General features: G+C 57.6%; 17 protein-coding genes. 8 read left to right on the top strand and 9 right to left on the bottom strand.

Going from position 1 to position 19,413, the window contains the following annotated elements; all coding sequences use genetic code 11:
* Positions 1-7 precede the first annotated feature (7 nt).
* Both Enr8_RS17190 and Enr8_RS17185 read left to right on the top strand, forming a co-directional pair.
* A complete protein-coding gene (locus tag Enr8_RS17190; protein ID WP_146433800.1) occupies positions 8-532 on the top strand; it encodes an SMI1/KNR4 family protein in 525 nt (174 codons plus the stop codon).
* A 144-nt stretch (positions 533-676) separates the two neighbouring features.
* Complete coding sequence (locus Enr8_RS17185) at positions 677-1,282, top strand: SLOG cluster 4 domain-containing protein (protein ID WP_146433798.1); 606 nt, start codon at positions 677-679, stop codon at positions 1,280-1,282.
* Positions 1,283-1,366: 84 nt separating this feature from the next.
* Here the strand turns inward: Enr8_RS17185 and Enr8_RS17180 are convergent, their stop codons facing one another.
* The 7 genes from Enr8_RS17180 to Enr8_RS17150 all read right to left on the bottom strand — a co-directional run bounded on the left by Enr8_RS17180 (position 1,367) and on the right by Enr8_RS17150 (position 9,663).
* Positions 1,367-1,603, bottom strand: a complete 237-nt coding sequence (locus Enr8_RS17180) for a hypothetical protein (protein WP_146433796.1) — start codon at positions 1,601-1,603, stop codon at positions 1,367-1,369.
* A 198-nt stretch (positions 1,604-1,801) separates the two neighbouring features.
* On the bottom strand, positions 1,802-3,097 hold the full coding sequence (locus Enr8_RS17175; RefSeq protein WP_146433794.1) for a Gfo/Idh/MocA family protein: 1,296 nt from the start codon (positions 3,095-3,097) through the stop codon (positions 1,802-1,804).
* Positions 3,098-3,390: 293 nt separating this feature from the next.
* A complete protein-coding gene (locus tag Enr8_RS17170) occupies positions 3,391-4,686 on the bottom strand; it encodes a Gfo/Idh/MocA family oxidoreductase (RefSeq protein ID WP_146433792.1) in 1,296 nt (431 codons plus the stop codon).
* A gap of 191 nt (positions 4,687-4,877) precedes the next feature.
* On the bottom strand, positions 4,878-6,020 hold the full coding sequence (locus Enr8_RS17165) for a DUF1570 domain-containing protein (protein WP_146433790.1): 1,143 nt from the start codon (positions 6,018-6,020) through the stop codon (positions 4,878-4,880).
* Positions 6,021-6,082: 62 nt separating this feature from the next.
* Positions 6,083-7,660, bottom strand: a complete 1,578-nt coding sequence (locus tag Enr8_RS17160) for an ABC transporter permease (RefSeq protein ID WP_146433788.1) — start codon at positions 7,658-7,660, stop codon at positions 6,083-6,085.
* A 30-nt stretch (positions 7,661-7,690) separates the two neighbouring features.
* Positions 7,691-9,076, bottom strand: coding sequence for an SPFH domain-containing protein (locus tag Enr8_RS17155; protein WP_146433786.1), 1,386 nt, complete (start codon positions 9,074-9,076; stop codon positions 7,691-7,693).
* 59 nt (positions 9,077-9,135) lie between these two features.
* Complete coding sequence (locus Enr8_RS17150; RefSeq protein WP_146433784.1) at positions 9,136-9,663, bottom strand: hypothetical protein; 528 nt, start codon at positions 9,661-9,663, stop codon at positions 9,136-9,138.
* A 281-nt stretch (positions 9,664-9,944) separates the two neighbouring features.
* On the opposite strand from Enr8_RS17150, the gene Enr8_RS17145 reads away from it, so the two are divergent.
* The 4 genes from Enr8_RS17145 to Enr8_RS17130 all read left to right on the top strand — a co-directional run bounded on the left by Enr8_RS17145 (position 9,945) and on the right by Enr8_RS17130 (position 14,011).
* Positions 9,945-10,637, top strand: a complete 693-nt coding sequence (locus tag Enr8_RS17145; RefSeq protein ID WP_146433782.1) for a HEAT repeat domain-containing protein — start codon at positions 9,945-9,947, stop codon at positions 10,635-10,637.
* Between the two features lie 250 nt (positions 10,638-10,887).
* Complete coding sequence (locus tag Enr8_RS17140; protein ID WP_146433780.1) at positions 10,888-12,435, top strand: hypothetical protein; 1,548 nt, start codon at positions 10,888-10,890, stop codon at positions 12,433-12,435.
* Positions 12,436-12,571: 136 nt separating this feature from the next.
* The gene (locus Enr8_RS17135) at positions 12,572-13,498 is read left to right on the top strand and encodes a DNA integrity scanning protein DisA nucleotide-binding domain protein (protein ID WP_146433779.1); all 927 of its coding nucleotides are present in this window, start codon (positions 12,572-12,574) and stop codon (positions 13,496-13,498) included.
* A 3-nt stretch (positions 13,499-13,501) separates the two neighbouring features.
* Entirely contained in the window at positions 13,502-14,011 is a 510-nt protein-coding gene (locus Enr8_RS17130; RefSeq protein ID WP_146433777.1) for a GNAT family N-acetyltransferase, read from the top strand.
* Between the two features lie 125 nt (positions 14,012-14,136).
* Here the strand turns inward: Enr8_RS17130 and Enr8_RS17125 are convergent, their stop codons facing one another.
* A complete protein-coding gene (locus Enr8_RS17125; RefSeq protein WP_146433774.1) occupies positions 14,137-16,209 on the bottom strand; it encodes a serine/threonine-protein kinase in 2,073 nt (690 codons plus the stop codon).
* A gap of 43 nt (positions 16,210-16,252) precedes the next feature.
* On the bottom strand, positions 16,253-16,810 hold the full coding sequence (locus tag Enr8_RS17120; protein WP_146433773.1) for an ECF-type sigma factor: 558 nt from the start codon (positions 16,808-16,810) through the stop codon (positions 16,253-16,255).
* A 488-nt stretch (positions 16,811-17,298) separates the two neighbouring features.
* On the opposite strand from Enr8_RS17120, the gene Enr8_RS17115 reads away from it, so the two are divergent.
* A complete protein-coding gene (locus Enr8_RS17115; RefSeq protein WP_146433771.1) occupies positions 17,299-18,333 on the top strand; it encodes a DUF1559 domain-containing protein in 1,035 nt (344 codons plus the stop codon).
* Between the two features lie 468 nt (positions 18,334-18,801).
* Positions 18,802-19,302, top strand: coding sequence for a hypothetical protein (locus tag Enr8_RS17110; protein WP_146433769.1), 501 nt, complete (start codon positions 18,802-18,804; stop codon positions 19,300-19,302).
* Positions 19,303-19,413 lie beyond the last annotated feature (111 nt).

Here is a 19,413-nt window from a genome sequence, read left to right as displayed (position 1 = left end):
TGGAGTCATGGCCCTGGACGACATTCTCAACCTTGTCCCGCCCCCGGCCGAGCCGGTCGATATCTCGGGCGACTGGACGATTGCCGAGCAAGATTTCGGCTTGCAGTTTCCGACCGACTACAAGCGGTTTATTGAGACCTACGGCTCGGGCGAATTCCAACGCGGTCTGGTTGTCCGCAATCTGTTGAAGCAAGAGGGACGCGACCTGGTGCGCGCCGATCTGGCTCGCTACGAAGAGCTGAAAGAAGCCTGCGAGCACGAGTATATTCTCTATCCCGAATGCCCCGGCCTGTTCCCTTGGGGAACCGACAACAATGGCCATCTCTATTGTTGGTGGACCGAGGGAGAGCCGGACGACTGGGGTGTGGTGCAGTTGTATCACGGATATGAGTACGATCCGCTCGAAATTGTTCCAGGCCCAATCACCTCATTTTTCGCTCGCTTTATGAACAACGCCTACGCCAGCATGTTGGGTGGCATCGAGTTCGAGCGGGGCGATCTCCACTTTACCCGCGGTCAACAGCCGGTCTAATCGCAAACGATCTTCCCTAGACTACCATTAATTTCTGTCTAGGCCCCGAGAAATAGAAGCCCGCGGCTGTTATCTTGGTCACTGACGTTGCAATGTGACACCGAGATTTGGCGAGTTTCCGCTCGCCTAGAAAGCAATTGGCGTATGAGCAGCAGTGGTCGACTCCCGATTATCGGGGTGATGGGATCAGGGAAAAAAGTGCATGGCGAACTGGCTGACGAGCTGGGCGCCTGGATCGCCAATGCAGGCTACAACTTGTTGACCGGCGGCGGCGCTGGCGAAATGAAGTCCGTCAGCGAGTCGTTTTTTAACGTCGAAGATCGCGCTGGCCGCGTCATCGGCATCATCCCCGGCGACGCCTCCGGCGGCTCATACTCGCGCCGTCAGTACTACCCGAACGACTACGTCGAGATCCCGATCTACACCCACCTGCCGCAGACTGGCTATGCCGGCATGCAGGTCGGCAGCCGCAACCACATCAACGTGCTCAGCTCCGACATCGTCATCGCGCTGCCTGGCACCAAGGGAACCAGCGCCGAAGTTTGCTTGGCCCTGCGTTACGGCCGCCCGGTGATCGCGCTGTTGGGCGAGCGTTTCAAAATCCCTGGCCTACCGCCGGAAGTGCAAGTCGCCAAAACGGTGGAAGAAGTCGCCGCCTGGATTGAAGATCTGGAACCGAAGCCGCTACCGACCAGTTGCCGACTGAAAAAGGTGACGCCACCCTCGGAGATCTTGGGGCCTGATTTTTAGTCGACGCAAGTGAGTTCTTATGTACGTGTGCCACTGCTGGCTTGTCCAGCAGTGGGCAGTTGGCACACGGGTAGACGCCTGGGGCTAATAATTCCGCTCTTCAAACTCCAGCACATTCTCCCCATCCTCCAGAGTCTCAAGCTCCTGGAAGCTTAAGAAGCGGATGTCGCACCTCGGGGGCGGGTCGACTTTGAAGTGGCCGCCGGGGCGCACCTTTTTCCAGAGGCGGACTTTGCTGACGCCGTTTTTGCGGGCGACCTGGTAACAGTCTTCTCGCACTCGCTCGACGACGATCGTCACCTTGTGTTTGATTTGCGTCATGTGAGAGTTCCCCCCTTCTCTTTCTGTTCTGCGTTTATCTGTAGGTAAGCATAGATTGCCGCGGATGAAGATATGCGGACGCGTATTCTCAAGATTAGGGATATATCGCGGATTTCGACAGCAATTCGCGGGGAGTGCGCAAAAAAAGCGGACCCGGGGGGGCCGCTTTTTTTTGCGTTTTATTTTCTGGAAAGACTATTAGACGAACTTCGTCTTGCCCGGCATGGCGACGGTCGGGATTTCGACATCGCCCCATTCGTAAGTCTTCGGGGTCATGTCTTCTTGCGAGTTGATCGCCATGTCCCACGTGATCTTCTTGCCGGTGTAGGCCGCCATGCGTCCCATGATCGCCATCATCGTGCTGCGGGTCATGTAGATGCCGTTGTTGATGACGTTGCCCGAGCGAATGCCGGCGTACAGAGCTTTGTGCTCTTCGTCGTACATGTTGGCGTTGGGGCCATCGTACTTCCAGGCGTCGCCCTTCTTCGGCGTGACCGTGCCGCCCAGGATGCTGGCGGTACCGTTGGAGCCGAGGATGTAGTCGTTGACGTCGTTGTAGCAGCCAGCCATCTGACGGCAGAAGGCGAACGTCTTGACGTCGTTGGGGAACTCGAACGTCATGCCGAAGTGATCGTAGACGTTGCCCCACTTGGCGTCGGTCCGAACCAAACGACCGCCGACCGCTTCGCAGCTGAGCGGCGCCGCGTCGTCGTTGATCCACAGAGCTTTGTCGAGGCTGTGGATGTGCTGTTCGGCGGTATGATCGCCCGAGAGCCAAGTGTAGTAGAGCCAGTTGCGGACCTGGTGTTCCATTTCGGTCCAATCAGGCTGCGGCTGACGATACCACAACGTGCCGGTCAGGTAGGTTTCGTGAACCGCGACGATGTCGCCGATCGAACCATCTTTGATCTTCTCGACGGTCGCTTTGACCTTCGGATCATAGCGCCAGCAGAGACCGCTGACGATGCTCAGATTTTTCTCCTTCGCCATCTCGACCGTCTCAAAGACGTGGCGGCAACCGGGGGCGTCGACCGCGACCGGCTTTTCGCAGAAGACGTGCTTGCCGGCTTCGATGGCGGCCCGCAGGTGAGCCGGACGGAAGTGCGGCGGCGTCGCCAGCAGCACGACGTCGACGTCGGTTTCCATCACTTGCTTGTAGCCGTCGAAACCGGAGAAGCAGGTTTCGTCGGTCACTTCCAGGCGATCTCCCAGGGCGCGGCCAAGACGTTTGCGAGCTTGGGCCAGCACGTCCGGGAAGATATCGCACAGCGCGGTGACCTTCAGATTGTCGTCACCCATCGTGGCGTTCTTGGCGGCGCCGCTACCACGACCGCCGCAACCGATCAGGGCGACCTTTAGCATGTCGGAGCCGGCCGCGTGAACGTTGCAGGCCATGCTCAGGCCGCCAACCGCGGCAGCGCTGCTGATGGCGGCCGATTTTTTGATGAAATCACGACGCGAGTCGGATTGGGGAGTGCTGTTTTCGTTCGGCATTAGAAAGAAGCTCCTTAGGCAGGCGAACGCGTCGTTCGATGTCAGTGACGACGCGGTATTCTCGGGCGAGACATGGGGGAAAATCAGTCTCGATTTTAAATTCGAGCCCACCAGATCGCTATTCGGTTTGCCGTCAGAGCCTGGATTTTTTGGCGTTTATTTTTACCTTGCGCACAGATGAAGGTTGGCGGCGCAAAAGAGCGACAAGTTTTTCGTTGCCTGCCCAAGTGGGAAACAGAATAGCGGACCGAGTGCCCCGCTATTCTTGGCGTTTTCCGAGTTGTTGGCGTCGGCTAGACGAACTTCGTCTTGCCGGGCATCGCGACTGACGGGATGGCGACGTCGCCCCATTCATACTTCTTGGGGGTCATATCTTCCTGCGAGTTGAGCGCCATCTCCCAGGTGATTTTCTGACCGGTGTAGGCCGCCATGCGTCCCATGATCGCCATCAACGTGCTGCGGGTCATGTAGACGCCGTTGTTGATGACGTTGCCCGAGCGGATCCCTTCGTATAGCGCTTTGTGTTCCAGGTCGTACATGTTGCCGCCGGGGCCGTCGTACTTCCAGGCTTCGCCTTCATTCGGCGTGACCGTGCCGCTGAGGATCGCAGCCTTGCCTTTGGCGCCGAGCACGTAGTCGTTGACGTCGTTGTAGCAGCCGGCCATCTGGCGGCAGTAGGAGAAGACCTTCACGTCATTGGGGAACGCGTAGGCGACGCCGAAGTTGTCGTAGATGTTGCCCCACTTCGCTTCGGTCCGAACCTGGCGTCCGCCAATCGCTTCGCAAACCAGCGGCGGCGCGTCGTCGTTCAGCCAGAGCGCCTTGTCGAGGCTATGAATGTGCTGTTCGGCGATGATGTCGCCGGCCAGCCAGGTGTAGTAGGTCCAGTTGCGAACCTGGTTTTCCATCTCGGTCCAGTCAGGCTGCGGTTGGCGATACCAAAGCGTGCCGGTCAGGTAGGTCTCGTGAATGGCGACGATATCGCCGATGGCGCCTGACTTGATCTTGGCGACTGTCTCTTTGACCATCGGAGCGTATCGCCAGCACAGCCCGCTGACGATGCTCAAGTTTTTCTCTTTCGCCATCTCGACCGTCTCCAGCACGTGGCGGCAACCAGGGCCATCGACGGCGACCGGCTTTTCGCAGAAGACATGCTTGCCGGCTTCGATCGCGGCCCGCAGGTGAGCCGGACGGAAATGGGGCGGCGTCGCCAAGAGCACGACGTCGACATCGCACTCCATCACCTGCTTGTAACCGTCGAAGCCCGAGAAGCAGCTGTCGTCGGTCACATCCATTCGCTCGCCCAGGGCGCGCCCCAGTCGCTCGCGGGCTTGGGCCAGCACGTCGGGGAAGATATCGCAGAGAACGGTGACCTTCAGGTTCTCGTCACCCATCGTGGCGTTCTTAGCGGCGCCGCTGCCACGACCGCCGCAACCGATCAGGGCGACCTTCAACATGTCAGAACCAGCGGCATGGGCGCTTTGAGCGACGCTCAAACTGCCGACCGCGGCGGCGCCGCTGATGGCGGCCGATTTTTTCAGGAAGTCGCGACGCGAGTCGGAGGGAGCAGTGCTGTTTTCGTTCGGCATCAGAAAGAAACTCCTAGGGAGGCGAAACGCGATACGGCAAGGAGAACGCGCGGGTTGGGTGGTGGGAAATGGCAGGAATCGAGAGGGTGATTTGATTGTAGATACCCTCGCGGCAAATCTCCATTTGATTTTATAAAATTTCTGCAGGGAGTTTGCGCGAGATGGGCGGAGCGTTGCGGCCGGGGATTCGTTTAACGCAAGCCAGCGATGAACTTGCGGAAATCGGCCTCAAACGCATCGAGATCTTCTGCGACGAATTGCTGGAACTCGGCCAGCCGCTCTTCGCGGGGCGGATCGTGCAGCGGGCGACGCTCGGCGAGATGTTTCAGATAGTTGGCGTAGTTGTCGGGATATCGCTTCAGCAAGTAATAGTTGAGCGCCCAGGCCAACGCGTAGGCGTCGAGCGCCGTTTCCGCTTTCCGGAATTGATCGTCGTCGATCAACAGTTGCGGAATCAGCTTTCTGCCGGGCTGCTGGACCAGGCGTTTCGCTTGCGGCAGACGAATGCGATTCACTTCGCCAATGCCGCGCCAGCCGCGTGAGCTCGACAGGTCGGGCGTTTCAAAATAGATCGCCAGGCCTTCGCTCACCCAGACCGGATTATCGGCCAGGCGAATCTGCAGTCCGCAGTTGTAGGCGATCTGATGGGTCGCCTCATGCACGATGGTCGCCACCAGGAAGGTCGCTTCGGGGCGGGCCAGGATATTGTTGATCCGGGCGATGTCCCGTTTGCTGGAGCCTTGGGCGCGAGCTGCGTCGACGCCAGTCAGGTCGTACATCGCGACTCGATTGGTATGCATGCTGTAATAGCCGACGATCGAGCCGGCCGCGTCGCCCAATTCTTCCTGACCATACGCGGCGTAGTTTTGTCGGTTGTCGAAGATGACCGCGACCATCGGCTGCGTCGGTTCGGTCAGGTTGACGCCCCGCTGCTTCCAATAATTGACGAAGCCGCGATAAAGCCGTTCGTACAGCGAACCGCACCAGTAGGCGTAAGCCTTCGAGGTGTTGTAGAAAATCAGGTAATGCGCCGTCTCGTGCACTTCAAAGCCGGCCGGCAGTTCGCTTAGCACCTGTTCGGTCAGCTGCTGTTTGTTGAGTGGGACGAACTCGCCAGGCGTTTGTTTCTTCGCAAGCAAGTCGTCCGCCAGGATGGGCCACTGCATGCTGTCGGGCGTCTCAAGAATCACGCCGCTTTCGGCCTGGGCGATGATTCGGCCTGACTTGGTAACTTCCGCATCGTTGTAACGAAAGGTGAGCGTATCTTCGGCCGCCGCTGAGGCGCAGATGGCGAGCGTGAACAGCACGGGCGATAAGGTGCGGGCAACATTCATGCTGTCAGTATACGCAAGATCGCGGTGAAAGACCCGATTTGCGAAGCTTTAGCGCCGCCGAATCAGGACTGAGCCGCACGAAACGCTGGCCTGAGCAGAATAATCGTTATCACCGCCAGCGTTGCCGAAAGGGCCAGATTGATCAGGCAGAGGGCGGCGACGTTGTCCTCGGCGCCGTAGTGCAGCATCTCAAAAATGGTGCGGGAGAGGGTGTCGACGCCGGGTGGGGTCACCAAGTACGACGCGGTCACGTCGCTGGTCGCCAACGCGAACGCCAGCAGAAAAACGGCCGCCAACACCGCCGGACGCCGCATCACGCCAACCCGCCACAGTCGACGCCAAGGCCCTAGGCCTTCCAGCTGCGCAGCTTCGTCCAGGTCGCCGACATCGGCGCGAAAGATGTGCCACAGCAGCAGTAAACAGATCGGCAAGCTGACGATCACCAGCGCAATCGTGGGCGCCAAAATCGTGCGGTCGTAAAAGTAGATGAGTAGCGGCGAACCACGGCGATTGAACAACCAGATCAGCGACAGTGCGATGATCGGTCCCGGGATGCCGAACAGCACGCCGGCGACTGTCGCGATGATCCCTTGACCATACCACCGCCGGGAAGCGAGCCAGGCAATGCTGCTACTGATCACCAGCGTGACCGCAGCGCTGGCGGCGCCCAAGGCGATCGTCCATTGAAAGAGGCCGGCGTATTTCTGGGCCGACTCAATCAGTAACTCTCCCATCTTCGCCGCCGACCAATAGCGATCGACTTGGCCATCGGCGACGTTCACGACCAGTCCCGCCTTGTAAACGAACGCCCCAATCGGCAGACCGACCAGCAACGCGACCAACAGCCAAACGATCGTTGTCGTCAGCCAGCGCGTGAGGGGGCGCAACGGAAAGGTCGGCGGGCGGACCGGCAAACTGGCGGCGCTGGCCGGGGCAAGTTGCACGGCCAGCGTTGTCGCGATGATGGTCATCACCAGCGTGACAAGGACCGCCGGCCAGACCGGCAGCGACGTTTGATCGACCGCTTCTCCCAGGGTGATGCCAGTGAAGAGGACCTCGGCGTAGGTTCGCACGTTGCAAATGCTGGTGACCGTCATTTCGCTGAACGCAACGACCCCGATCCAGAGGGCCGAGATAAATAGCCCCGGCGCCGCGCGGCGGAGCGTCACATTGGCTAGCGTCGATGCGGTCGAACCATCGAGCAGCGCGTCTTCTTCCAGCTCTGCCGCTCCGGTCGCCAACTGCAAACGGACAAAGAAGAATGTCCACGGAATCGCGGCGACGCCGTGCAGCACGATCGCGCCGAGCCAACCGTCGAGCAGAAACGCGTTGGCGGCCGGGCCAATTTGATCCTGCAGCCAGCCATGCGGACCAAACGCGGCCCGCCACGCGCCGCAGGTCAGATAGAGCGGCTCAAACAACAGCAGCGTCAGCAGACCTTGGGCCAACCAGCGGGCCGAAATCGGCAATCGCCCCAGTGCGATCGCCAAGAAGGCGCCCAGCGGCAATGCGATCGCCGCGGCGCCCAAAGCCAACAGCGCCGACGCGCCAATCAGACGTAACGTCAAGGAGTCGCCGCCGACCGCAAGCAAGCCGGCGGCAACCAAGATCAGTACAGCGGCGACGAGACGAAACTTCACGCCAGGGCCAACAGCGAAGGGCGAAGTTGGTTAGTTGTCGTCCGTGCCTAGCAGCTTTTCCTCAACCTTATCGGCCTGCCAGGCGATCGCGGTGACGATGCGGGTCAGGCCCAGCACGTCAGCCGTGTCGGCATGTTCGTTGGCCTGGACGGCGATCATCTCGCCGGCCGGCGTGGTGGCGAAGGCGAACGAGCCATGGATCATCTTCGTGTTGTAGCGGAGCAGCGCCACCGCGTTGCGCTCGGTCGCCGGACCGCAGTACGACTGGAACGTGATCAGGCTTTGGCCGTCGTCATCTTTGCGATCGAACGAAATGTGAACGTTCTGCTTTCGCAAACTGCCGATCGGCACGGTGACGATGAACCCTTCGCCATCGGCCGCGATGCTCCAAGAATTCGTCTGGGCGACCGTCTGCACAATTTGCTTCGGATCGGTTTGATGCGTGGCCGGCGCCAGGTCGTCAAACGATAGCGAGCCCCCGGCCGCGGCGGCGGCAGGTGCGGCGCCCATCATCGGGGCGCCTTGTTGCGGCTGCTGCGGCAGCGGTTGGCCCGCTTGCGGAGCGGGCTGGCCGTGCATCGCCTGTTGGATCATGCCGGGCATCATCATGCCGAATCCGGCGCCCATGCCCATACCCATGGCGTTGTTGCCGGTTCCGCCCCCCTGCTCCGCCATCTTCGACATGCTATTGGCGGCCTGGTACATGGTGAAAGCGCGGAGATCGCCGATGGCGCCCATGCTGCTGCGGGCGTCGATCGCCTTCTGCACCTCTTCGGGCGGGGTGATCGCGTTGATAAAGAAGTCGGCCAGTTCCAGACCATACTTGGCGAAGTCCTCGGCCACCTTAATGCGCGTGCCGGCGGCGACTTCGTCAAACTTGGCCGGCAGGTCGAGCATGCTGACCTGCATCGTGCCGAGCAAGTCGGTCAGCCGCGAGACGATGACGTCCTTCAGGAACATCGTCACTTCGTCGGTGGTGTATTTGCCTTGGGTGCCGACCAGCGTGTTGAGCAGCAGCGCGGCGTCTTTGATGCGATACGAGAACTTGCCGAAGCTCCGCAGCCGGACCATGCCAAAGTCGGCGTCGCGAACGGTGATCGGTTGCCGCGTTCCCCATTTTTGGTCGAGGAACGTCTGCTTGCCAAAGAAGTAGACTTGGCACTGAAACGGCGACTTTTCCCATGGAATCGTGAGAATGCTGGTGATCAGCGGCAGGTTCTGCGTGGTCAGCGTGTAACGTCCGGCGTCAAAGCTGTCCATCGCTTTGCCGTCGCGGAAGAAGATCGCTTCCTGATTTTGCTGGACGATCAACTGCGCGCCGTACTTGATGTCGGCCGAACCGCTTTGCGGTTCGCGATGTACGAGCGAGCGATTGGTTTCGTCGAAATATTGAATGACTTCTAGTCGGATGCCCATTGGCGTATTCCCCTCGTGTTGCTTGTTCCGTCGATCAGCAGCGTGCGGCCATAGTTCGCTTAGCTGGCCGGCGGTTCCGATCCGATTCCCTTCAGCATGTTTTCGCGTTCGTCCAGCTTCGCTAGCATCGCGTCGAGCGTCGAAATTAGCGGCGGAATCGTGACTGCCGGCGGATCGCTGGCGGTTGGCAGTTTTTCCATTCGCGCGGCGACCGCATCGGCGTCGGTGATCATCGCAGCGTCGTAGTCGTAGATGTCGTCCAATTGATCTTCGCCGATTTGTACAAAGTCGAAGAAGCCGCTGTAGCCCGGCATCGCCCCCCGCAACCGACCGATTGTCATGTCGAGTTTCGCGCGGAGGCGGTCAATCATGGGAAGCTGGTCAATCTGGCCTAAGTCGACCAGCATTCTTCCATAGGTATCGAGTGGCGATTTTCCCCGATCCAAGCGATCCGCCAACCATTTACGGGTGAGGGCGTCGGCATCGCGCCGATACTCCTTTTCTAGGTAACCGCTAAAACCGGGAATGTAGCGCAGGATCGTTTCTATCGCGCCACGGTTGCTGGCATGTTGTTTGGGATCGACCAAGGGAATTTTCCCCCCTGTAGATGAGCGAATCAGGCGGTAACGTCGATAGGTATTCGTCCCCCAGGCGGAAATATTGGCCCACTGGACATGTTGCTAGCCCTAAGTGGAAAGCCTACCACGTTTTGGCGGGAGATGCGAAGCGGCGGACCGAACAAATTTCGCCCTCCAAAGCAGGTTTCGATTTGCTGGGGATTCGTCTAGGCGGCCCCCAACCGATTTGCTATCGTCTCGCGTCCTCGCGACCCAAAATTGCTTGATAGAAAAACGTTCAAAGGGCAACGATGAAGTCGGCCAGTTTTGCCATCTGTCTCTTGTTACTGGTGCTCGGTTGCACCAAAAACGGCGCCATCAGCAACCCTTTCGGTTGGGGAATGATCGATGACCCGGCTGATCTGGCGAAATATGGGCCCAGTCCCACGCAACGGCGCGACGACATTCGTCGCTTGGCTCGCTACACCGAAGAGATGAGCGACTCTGAGCGGCAACTCAACGCCAGCAAACTGACGCAGCAATTGAAGGATGAACAAGATCCGCTGCTGCGAATGGAGATTCTCAAAGCGCTTGCCGCGCTGCAAACCCCCTCCGCTCAGGAAGGCCTACGCATGGGCCTCTACGACAGCGAACCGCGCGTCCGTGTGTTGGCGGTCGAAACGCTGGTCGTCGGTCGCGACCCCAAAGCGGTTGAAGAGCTGGGAGACCTGATCGTCCGCGATCGCGAGTTGGACGTCCGGATCGCAGCCGCCAAGGCGCTCGAGCAATTCGATTCGGCCGAGGCCCGCAAGGCGCTGGCTCCGGCGATTCAAGACCGCGATCCTGCTCTCCGCTACGTGGCGATTCAGTCGCTCAAAGAAAATAGCCAGGTCGACTACGGCGGCGATGCCGAAAAATGGGAGGCTTACGCGATGGGTGAAAATCCTGCCCCACCCGAGAACGTGAGCCTGACTAGTTGGCTCGTTCCTTCCTTTATGCGGTAGACCGAGATCGGGACATGCCGGATTCCGGGGGATGCGGACTTCGGCGACTCAGGCAACGAGGTAGGATTTGCGGTTTCTGCCGACGAGTCTCCCCCGCATGTGAAAAAGCGACGTCGCGACGCGAATCGCCCTGATTTCGTCCCGCCGTTGCGTCCGAAAACTGCGTATGCCAAGCTGGCGATAAGGCGATTGCAGCAAAGCGGGGTTTGCCTAACCGGCAAACTTGCGACAGAAAATCAAGGCATGGATGATGCGACGACGTTCGACGTTATTGACTCTCTTGGCAATTTCCGGTTTTTGCGCACCCGCTCTGGCGGATGGGCTGCAACTGCAATCGCCATCCAATAGCCAGGAGTCGGTCGATGCCAGCGGGCTGACGCTGGAGGCTCCTGTTCTACGCATCGCGCTGAAGTTTGGCGCCGAAAAAGAGCCGCAAAAAACGACGCTGCCGCAAAATGACCTTCCCGCCCCGGTTGCGCCGCTGACCGCAGAAGAAAAGGAAGCCGCCGCCAACGCCGCCGAAGAGCCGCTGCTGAAGCTGCTGCCGATGAAAGAGCCGCCGGCCGAGATTGGCTCTGGCGTTGCGCCGCAAGAGGAGATGAAGAGCGAGCCGAAATCGCCCGCTTCTCCCGTCGAACCAGCCCAGTTGCCGCTGGAGATGCCCGCCGAAGAGATGCAGCCGGCCGAACAGACCCCGGCCAAGCAAGAGCCGGTCGTGATGAAATCGATCGAGCCCGCCCCGGCCCCAGAGAAAAAGCCTGCCGAAGAGCCTGAGCCGGTCGAATTGATTCCGGAAGCGCCGCCTCAAAAAGAGCTGACGCCCGAGCAGATCCGGCTCCGCGGCAAAATTCACCGCGTCTTGGACGCCTATTACACCATGCCGGTCGACGTCGCCAAAGAAAACGCCTGGGCGACGATGCACACCATGTTGCCGTATGGGGTCGACGCCAATGTCCAGGTCAACGGCACGCCGGTCAACGCGATCGGTTGGCTCTGCTGGAACGGCAAGTGCAAAGGCTACAACCTGTTCTACGTCGAACGGGGACGCCTGGGGGCTCGCCAGGGAGTCGGCGTCCAGGGGCATCATGGCCAGTTTCTGGCGATGCTCGCCCAAAGCTACGTCACCCCGTCGTACGAAATCCGGGTCAACAACCAAGCCTATCGCATCTCAGATCTGATCGAGTTCGAGAAGGAAACCTGCCGTCCCGCGACCGAGTTGACCTTCAAACTGATCTCGCTGGCCTACTATCTGCCGGTCGACGCCCAGTGGAGGAGCGACGACGGCCAGGCCTGGACGATCGAGCGGCTGATCAGCGAAGAGCTGAAACAACCGGTGATCGGCGCCGCTTGCGGCGGCACGCATCGCCTGATGGGGCTGTCTTACGCGGTCAAAAAGCGGGAGTTGTCCGGTTTGCCGATGGATGGCCACTGGGGCCGGGCTCAGGCCTTCCTGGACGACTACTACCGCTACACCTTCCGACTACAAAATCCGGATGGCAGCTTCAGCACCGATTGGTTTGAAGGCCGGGCCGCCAAGCCCGATCTGCAGCGTCGGTTGCAGACCAGCGGCCACATCGCCGAATGGCTCGCTTACTCGCTGACCGAGGAAGAGCTGACTTCGCCGCAGATGGTCAAAGCGATCGATTACCTGGCGACGATCCTAGAGCGGAACCCGCGGATGGACTGGAGCATTGGGCCTCTGGGACACGGGTTGCACGCCCTGTCGATCTACGATCAGCGGGTTTTCGGTACGCCGCCGGGGCACCGCAGCGCCGAAGTCGCGTCGAAATTGCCCTAATTGCAGCGCAGAACACGATTTCGGTCGGTCGGCGTAGTTGCCTCGGTCTGCGATCTTTTCTACGATGCGTTCACGATCGCACTTGCTCCTGGGCCCGCACTCTTGACGCGGCATTTTGCCGAACTGACCGCTACGGATGAAGCAACAGAAATTCACCAAGCAATTCGCAGAGTTTCTCAGAATCGGCGCTGCCCTTGTGAAGCAGGCCGAAGCTGACGCCTTGTTGATTTTTGTCGAAGGCGTTTGCGAGTGGGAGCAGATCAAAGCGGGCGCCGGCAACGCCAAGACGATCGTCGCCGCCGATGACGAGGAGGCCCTGGAAGGCGCCAAAGAGACGGGCCTGATGCCGATCGTCGTCGAGCTGGACGAAAGCCCGATTCTAGAAAAGCTGACCCACGCCCTGGTCGAATCGGTGGCGGACGATATTATCGCCACCGGCGCCTCGGTGGTCGCCCTCTACAGCGGGTTTGACGAATCGCGGATCGACACGATCAGCCTGGTTCGCTTGTCCGAGCATCTTGGCCGCTTGACCTCGCGCGATTTGCGCCGCTTGGAGACGAGCGTTCCGCTGGAGACCCTCAAGCACGTAATCGACCTGGCGGTCGACATCGGCCGCGAAGGGCGCGAAGGAAAGCCGGTCGGTACGATGTTTGTCGTCGGCGATCATCGCAAAGTGTTGCACCACAGCGTCGCTAGCGGCTTCGATCCGATCAAGGGCTACAACCGCAAAGAGCGCAGCATCTTCGACAACCGCGTCCGAGAAGGTCTGAAGGAAATCGCCCAGCTGGACGGCGCCTTCATCATCAATGCCGACGGCGTGGTCGAAGCGGCTTGCCGTCTGGTCGACGTCTCTTCGGCCAGCGTGACGTTGTCCAAAGGGCTGGGAGCCCGCCACTGGGCCGGCGCCGCGATCAGCAAGAAGACGAAGTCGATTGCGATCGTAGTGAGCGAGTCGAACGGCACGGTTCGCGTCTTTCAGAACGGCGAAGTGATGCTCCGCATCGAACCGTTCCGCCGGGCGATGAAGTGGAAGGATCTCGATTTCGACAACGCGGGAGAGTAACTGATGCTCGCTTCTTCAGGGCCGGCGCCATTTGCCGGTGAGGTCGTCCATGTCGACCTGCATAATGACGAACACGCCGCCCAGCTGATGCGGCTACTGGGAACTTACGCCCTCGATCCCATGGGAGGCGGCAAGCCGCTGCTTCCGGTCGTGCACGAGCACCTGATCGAGCGGCTGAAGAACTTTCCCACGTTCGTCGGACTGCTGGCGGTGGAAGATGGCGAATACGTTGGATTGGCCAACGGTTTCTACAATTTCTCGACCTTCTCGGCTCAGCCGGTGATCAACGTCCACGACCTGGCGGTCGACCCGAACAATCGCGGCCGCGGCGTCGGCAAGGCGCTATTGGACGAGATGGCTCGCTATGCGACTGAACAGGGATGTTCGTATCTGACGCTCGAGGTTCGCTTCGACAATCCGGCTCGGCGGCTCTATCAGCGGTGCGGGTTCGTCGGGGGACACCCTGACAGTGACGAGATGTCGTTCTGGAAAAAGCGGCTAGCTGCCTGTTGAAAAATGCCATCGTGGCATTTTTCAACAGGCAGCTAAAGCCATCATCCATCCTTTGCAATGGGAAGCGCTTGCCGGAGAATAGCGGGGAGGTGGGAGTTTTTCAACGGGCTGTTAAGTTCTTCCATTCAATGCGTGACTTCAGATGCCAATGCACGCAGTCCAATTGTCACCTCATCCGATGGATCCATCTGGTCTAACTCGGAAACTGCATTACTCAAAACCTTTGCCGCTTCTTCTGGACGCTGATCCCGTCTTAGGCAATCGGCCAGGAATAGCTGAGCCTGGATAACATACGCTTGGCGATTGTCGTGCCGCTTCCAAATCTGTATCGATTCTTGAAGGTACTCTTGCGCTTTCTTATAGTTTTTCAGGTCGATGGATTTAAGCGCGCAGTTATTCAATATCTCAGCTATGAATACGTCGTCATTCGTGAAAGACTGACGAATATGTCGCAAGAGAAGCTCTTGAAAGAGAAGCTGACCTTCAAGCTCGTTAATCGAAGCTTGATCAGCCCCAAGCCGACCAGGAAGATCTTCCATCTCGAGGCTGTCTCCAAATCGCCCCTCTTGATGCAATTCGCCGGTAGTCTGGTTGTTCTCCAAATTGGATTCTAGTACTTCATATCTTCGGAACGTTCTGGTTACCCACTCCCAATTCCCCTTGAGCACCAACCTTTCGTCAGGTTCAACAAGAATGTTGGACTCGATTGGATAGGGAGTGGCATCTGGATCTTCCACGCGGACCTGAAAATAATGTTGCAAATAATCCGCAGCCGCAAGTTCACTAATCCACAGTAGACGGCTGGTTCTAGACAAGGCTTTTGAATCACGTAACGCCACTTCTGCAAGGTCACGCTGTTCGACGAGTTCCTTCTGCGCCTTCAGCGTCTGTTCCAACCGCCGCTTCGCATCGCGCTCCGCACGAATGGCCCTCAATGCAAAGCAAGTCGAGATAGTCGCGGCCACGACAATTGTTAGCAAAGCAAAAGCAGAAATTGCCGATAAGCCCCGGTTTCGCTTAACGAATTTCCCCGCGCGATACATTAGCGTTGGTTTCGCCGCCATGATCGGCTTATTGGCAAGAAAGTACTCGATGTCTCGTTGAAAATCAGCAACACTCTGATAGCGTGTTTCGCGGTCTTTGGACAATGCTTTGCGAATAATCCAGCCTGGCTCTCCATGCAAGTCTTGGCTCAGCGATTGGACAGTTGTCGATCTTTGTTTGGCAACCTCTTCGGAAAGATCGTCGGAGAGTCTTGGAAAGTCCGATTCCCAATAGTTTTCCGCCGTCCAGGAATGGCTAGAGTTCGTTGATCTTATCGGAGGAGAACCGCAAAACAACTCATGCAAAATTGCGCCCAGTGAATAAACATCCGCACGAACGTCGATTCCATCGACGCCTCCCAACGCTTGCTCTGGCGCCATGTAGGCAGGCGTGCCAAATCTCTCTCCAGCGATTGTCGCGTCTTTGTGATGACCCTGCGTGCCCGACAACATTTTTGCAATTCCGAAGTCAATCACCTTAGGCGCTGGCCGGTCATCCATCATCGTGATTAGGATGTTGGACGGCTTTAGGTCGCGATGAATAACTCCACGCTGATGGGCATGTTGAACTATTTGAGCAACCTCAGTCATTAGCCTCATGCGGTCTTGCAAGCTCAACTTTTGCGAGTTGCAGTATTGCGTGATGGACTGGGCGTCTTCGACTAACTCCATGGCAAAATAGGGACGCCCGTTCTCTTGAACCCCTGCATCAAGAACGCCTGTAATTCCCGGATGTCGCATTTGCTCAAGCACTTGGCGCTCAATCTCGAAGCGCGCTAGTAAACGATGGGAATCCATGCCTGGCTTGAGCAACTTCAGTGCGACTTTTCGATGGATTGGGGTCACCTGTTCGGCGGCATAGACAACTCCCATGCCTCCCTCACCAAGTTTGCCGAGTACGCGAAATGGGCCAATCTCAGATCCGACGGCAAGATCGCCAACCTGCAATAGCGACTCGAAAGCGTCATGCGGGTTGTCCAGTATGAAACCGCTTCCGTTGTCCGCATCCAAATCGCGATGCGCATTGAGCAGCTTAAGTATTCGCTGACAGCGAACTGGATTTCCTTCGCAGATCGTTCTGACGAAGCTCTCTTGCCCTTGAAGGGTTGGCTGTTCAAGAGCCCCCGAAAATATCGCATCATCTGATAGGCTCATTCTGGAGACCTTGTGTATGCCGCTCGCGGTAGACTGCCCCAATTTAATCGTGGCTGCGAGCAATGTAGTGATACAGCCAAGCGCGAGAGTATGCCCAATAGCGCTCGACAGTCGCTGCTGACAAATCGGTCACTTCGGCAATTTCCTTGATCGACATACCGGCAAAAAACTTGAGCTTGACGACTTGGGCTTTCATTGGCTCCACCTTCTCGAATGCTTCGAGCGCCTCATTTAGGTCAAGAATACTACCAGAAAGCCCTGAGGCTTCTGGATCGACGCCAGTCAGGGAAACCCGCTCCCCGCGCCCCCCGCCCCTTTTGTCTCGCAGCTTCGCTCTTGCTCGATCAACGAGCGTCCGTCGCATCGCCTCAGCGAACGCACCAAAAAAGTGCCTGCGATTCTCCCAGGGAGTGGCGATGTCGCCCCCCAATCGAATCCAGGCTTCATGCACGAGTTCGGTGGGATGCAGGGTCGGAAACTGTTCATGAGACAATCGAGTCTGAGCAACTCTGCGCAGGGCATCATATACGGCAGCGTACAATAAGTCCCCAGCTCCCTGCTTACCTTCCCGGACCGCCTCAAGATACTCGCTGATTTGCATAAAATGAGCAAAAACTCGCAGCTCAAGAGCCGCCTGCTAAGTGGCCTGAAACAACTGTTGCTGTCAAGGAAAACTCTACACGCAATTCGTCGTAATCATATACCGAAGAAACCCGGAATTCAATTCACTGCCACTGCTGGCTAGGTTGGCCCGGCCCGTTCGGATGGAATCTGACGCCCGTTCGGATAAAAAACGGAAAGATATTCAAGAATGCCTAGCTTTGTTGCAGTCAGACGGGCAAGGCATGGGTACCTGTTGGCAGCTGACCATGTTCGACTTCATTTTTTCGTGAAAATTTTGAGGCACTTTTGCTGCGAATGTCGCATGTATAATTTAGCAACCGCTGCTGCAATCAAGCGATTTGTCGGCAGCTAGCTCATCGCCTCCCCCCCATTCTGCAAAGTAAAAGGCTTCTGGATTGCCCCCCCCGAAGCCCATCAAATCCTCTTCTTACTTTCAGTGGCCTCATCCTAAGGAGGAATTACGCCATGGTCTGTCATAAATCGCCCAAGCACGGCTTCACGCTCGTGGAATTGTTGGTCGTAATCGCAATTATTGGGGTTCTAATCGCACTTCTGTTGCCAGCAGTTCAGCAAGCTCGTGAAGCAGCAAGACGGATGAGTTGCTCCAACAATCTAAAGCAACTTGGTTTGGCCGCTCACAACTACCACGATACCTACCAACACCTGCCGCCTGGCAACGTGGCCGCCATAAATTGGAAGGTTTGTGTTCTACCGTTCCTTGAGCAGCGGACGATTACGGATCAGCTCACCTACGACCTCAACGACGACTTCCACTCGGACTCAGGCAGTAACAACGTAGACGTGCTGTCTGGCGTCTTAGTGGATGCTCTTAACTGCCCCTCAAGCGTCGTTGATCCGTTCGTTGATCAAAACGGCGCGAATCCCGGTCGACTGCAATACCACACTTACCTTGGTGTGAACGGGGCTGCTGACCCAAGCGTCACGGGAAATCTTGCGACCAGCGGAAAGTGTCAAAAAACTTATTTCGGTGGTTACGCATGCAATAACGGGCCGATGCTCGGTCTTGTTGGCGTTGCTTTTCGCGATATTACCGACGGTCTCTCAAACACTGTGATTATAGGCGAACAAGCGGGGCGAGACCCCGGTCGGATGGCGTATGCTGCATCTTCCGGCGCTGAACCAGCTTACCGCCAAGGCGCTTCTGGGGGCTGGAATGGCGATAGTTCATCAGCCGGTCTCTACGAGAACCCGCCTATCCCGGCCTGGGGCTTCGATCCCGTTGATAGTCCAGGCGCTAACGGATTTGCGACATACGATGGAATAGCGCCAATCCTATATCCCCTCAACTCGGCTTGCTCTGGTGATTCAGCATGCTTGCTCTCCAGGGGCACTGGTGCGACTTTTAACTCCGAGCACCCTGGGGGCGTTCAATTCTTGCTTGCCGATGGTTCGGCGAGGTTCATTCCGGAGACGATCTCATTGCTCACGCTAAAGCAGTTAGCCATGAAGAGCGATGGACAGGTGATCGGCGATTTTTAGTGCATGTCTTTGCGGTTGCAGAAAGAGCTTTACGCCCTTAGCAGTCCGTTGATTTTGTCGACGGACTGCGTGATCGCAGGGATCGCGAAGAGCTACGCTCTGAGCTTGGCGAGGTCGAAAAATGCCACGATGGCATTTTTCAACAGGCAGTTAAACGGGACCCTCATTTCTTGTTTGAACTCGCGTTGTCAACCTCCCCAAGCTCATTGCATCCCTGCTATCCGGCAGCCCGTCGAGAAAGTCAGCACGCTGCTAGAGTTTAATCATTTTTGTGTCGCGCTTTAGGGCCCTAGAGGGTCTTGCTCTATCCCCCGAAGACTTCGGTCTATAATCCTGGTTGTTATGAGATACTGCAACAGGCCAAGGTTTCGGGCGTTCTGGCCGTCCTCGGTTCTTCCATCAAATCCACGGCTAAGCAATCTCTACTAGGGCCCGGGCCCGAATGTTTTGGAGTTCCCCAGAGTAGAAATGAACACATCGACAGAAACTATCCGATCAAATAGTACCTATCTCCTGATAACCGTTGCATTTGCTTCCTTAGTGCTCTTGGGTGCGGGTTGCTCTACTAGCGAAGGGCCATCTAAGGTGATGTTCAGCGGCAAGGTCACATTTAAAGGCGAGCCATTTTCTAATGCAGCAGTACAGTTTTATCACCCTGACCTTGGTGGAGGGATTTACGAACTTGACGGCGAAGGCCGTTTTAGGTCGCCTTTCCCTCTGACGGTAGGAAACTATTTAGTTCGCATTACCAGTCCTCCACCCAAAATGCGCAGGCCTGGAGAAGAAGCCCCTGGAGCTAACACACGGCGATTGCCAAATGGAGTTAAGGTTCCTTCAATGCCGGCGCCGGTCGCAGGGAAGGATCGCTCAAAGGAACTCCAGAAGAAGTATCTGGATCTTAGCGGCAGCGGGCTCTCTGCGACGCTGGCTGTCAATCAATCAAATGACTTTTTGTTCGAAGTGAATTGACGGGCTATCTGCCTGTTGGAAAATGCACTCGTGGCATTTTCCAACCTCGCCAGACTCAGAGCATAGCTCTTCGTGGGTCGCAAAATAACGACTTACGTCGCTATTTTGGGA

The sequence above is a fragment of the Blastopirellula retiformator genome (genome assembly GCF_007859755.1).
GTDB lineage: Bacteria > Planctomycetota > Planctomycetia > Pirellulales > Pirellulaceae > Blastopirellula > Blastopirellula retiformator.
Note: the sequence above shows the minus strand (reverse complement) of the source record. Positions and strands in the feature narration are given on the sequence as shown.

Excerpts from the sequence above, each read along its gene's own strand:
- Enr8_RS17190 (WP_146433800.1), top strand. The coding sequence starts at position 8 with ATGGCCCTGGACGACATTCTCAACCTTGTCCCGCCCCCGGCCGAGCCG.
- Enr8_RS17185 (WP_146433798.1), top strand. The coding sequence starts at position 677 with ATGAGCAGCAGTGGTCGACTCCCGATTATCGGGGTGATGGGATCAGGG.
- Enr8_RS17180 (WP_146433796.1), bottom strand. The coding sequence starts at position 1,603 with ATGACGCAAATCAAACACAAGGTGACGATCGTCGTCGAGCGAGTGCGA.
- Enr8_RS17175 (WP_146433794.1), bottom strand. The coding sequence starts at position 3,097 with ATGCCGAACGAAAACAGCACTCCCCAATCCGACTCGCGTCGTGATTTC.
- Enr8_RS17170 (WP_146433792.1), bottom strand. The coding sequence starts at position 4,686 with ATGCCGAACGAAAACAGCACTGCTCCCTCCGACTCGCGTCGCGACTTC.
- Enr8_RS17165 (WP_146433790.1), bottom strand. The coding sequence starts at position 6,020 with ATGAATGTTGCCCGCACCTTATCGCCCGTGCTGTTCACGCTCGCCATC.
- Enr8_RS17155 (WP_146433786.1), bottom strand. The coding sequence starts at position 9,076 with ATGGGCATCCGACTAGAAGTCATTCAATATTTCGACGAAACCAATCGC.
- Enr8_RS17145 (WP_146433782.1), top strand. The coding sequence starts at position 9,945 with ATGAAGTCGGCCAGTTTTGCCATCTGTCTCTTGTTACTGGTGCTCGGT.
- Enr8_RS17140 (WP_146433780.1), top strand. The coding sequence starts at position 10,888 with ATGCGACGACGTTCGACGTTATTGACTCTCTTGGCAATTTCCGGTTTT.
- Enr8_RS17135 (WP_146433779.1), top strand. The coding sequence starts at position 12,572 with ATGAAGCAACAGAAATTCACCAAGCAATTCGCAGAGTTTCTCAGAATC.
- Enr8_RS17130 (WP_146433777.1), top strand. The coding sequence starts at position 13,502 with ATGCTCGCTTCTTCAGGGCCGGCGCCATTTGCCGGTGAGGTCGTCCAT.
- Enr8_RS17125 (WP_146433774.1), bottom strand. The coding sequence starts at position 16,209 with ATGAGCCTATCAGATGATGCGATATTTTCGGGGGCTCTTGAACAGCCA.
- Enr8_RS17120 (WP_146433773.1), bottom strand. The coding sequence starts at position 16,810 with ATGCAAATCAGCGAGTATCTTGAGGCGGTCCGGGAAGGTAAGCAGGGA.
- Enr8_RS17115 (WP_146433771.1), top strand. The coding sequence starts at position 17,299 with ATGGTCTGTCATAAATCGCCCAAGCACGGCTTCACGCTCGTGGAATTG.
- Enr8_RS17110 (WP_146433769.1), top strand. The coding sequence starts at position 18,802 with ATGAACACATCGACAGAAACTATCCGATCAAATAGTACCTATCTCCTG.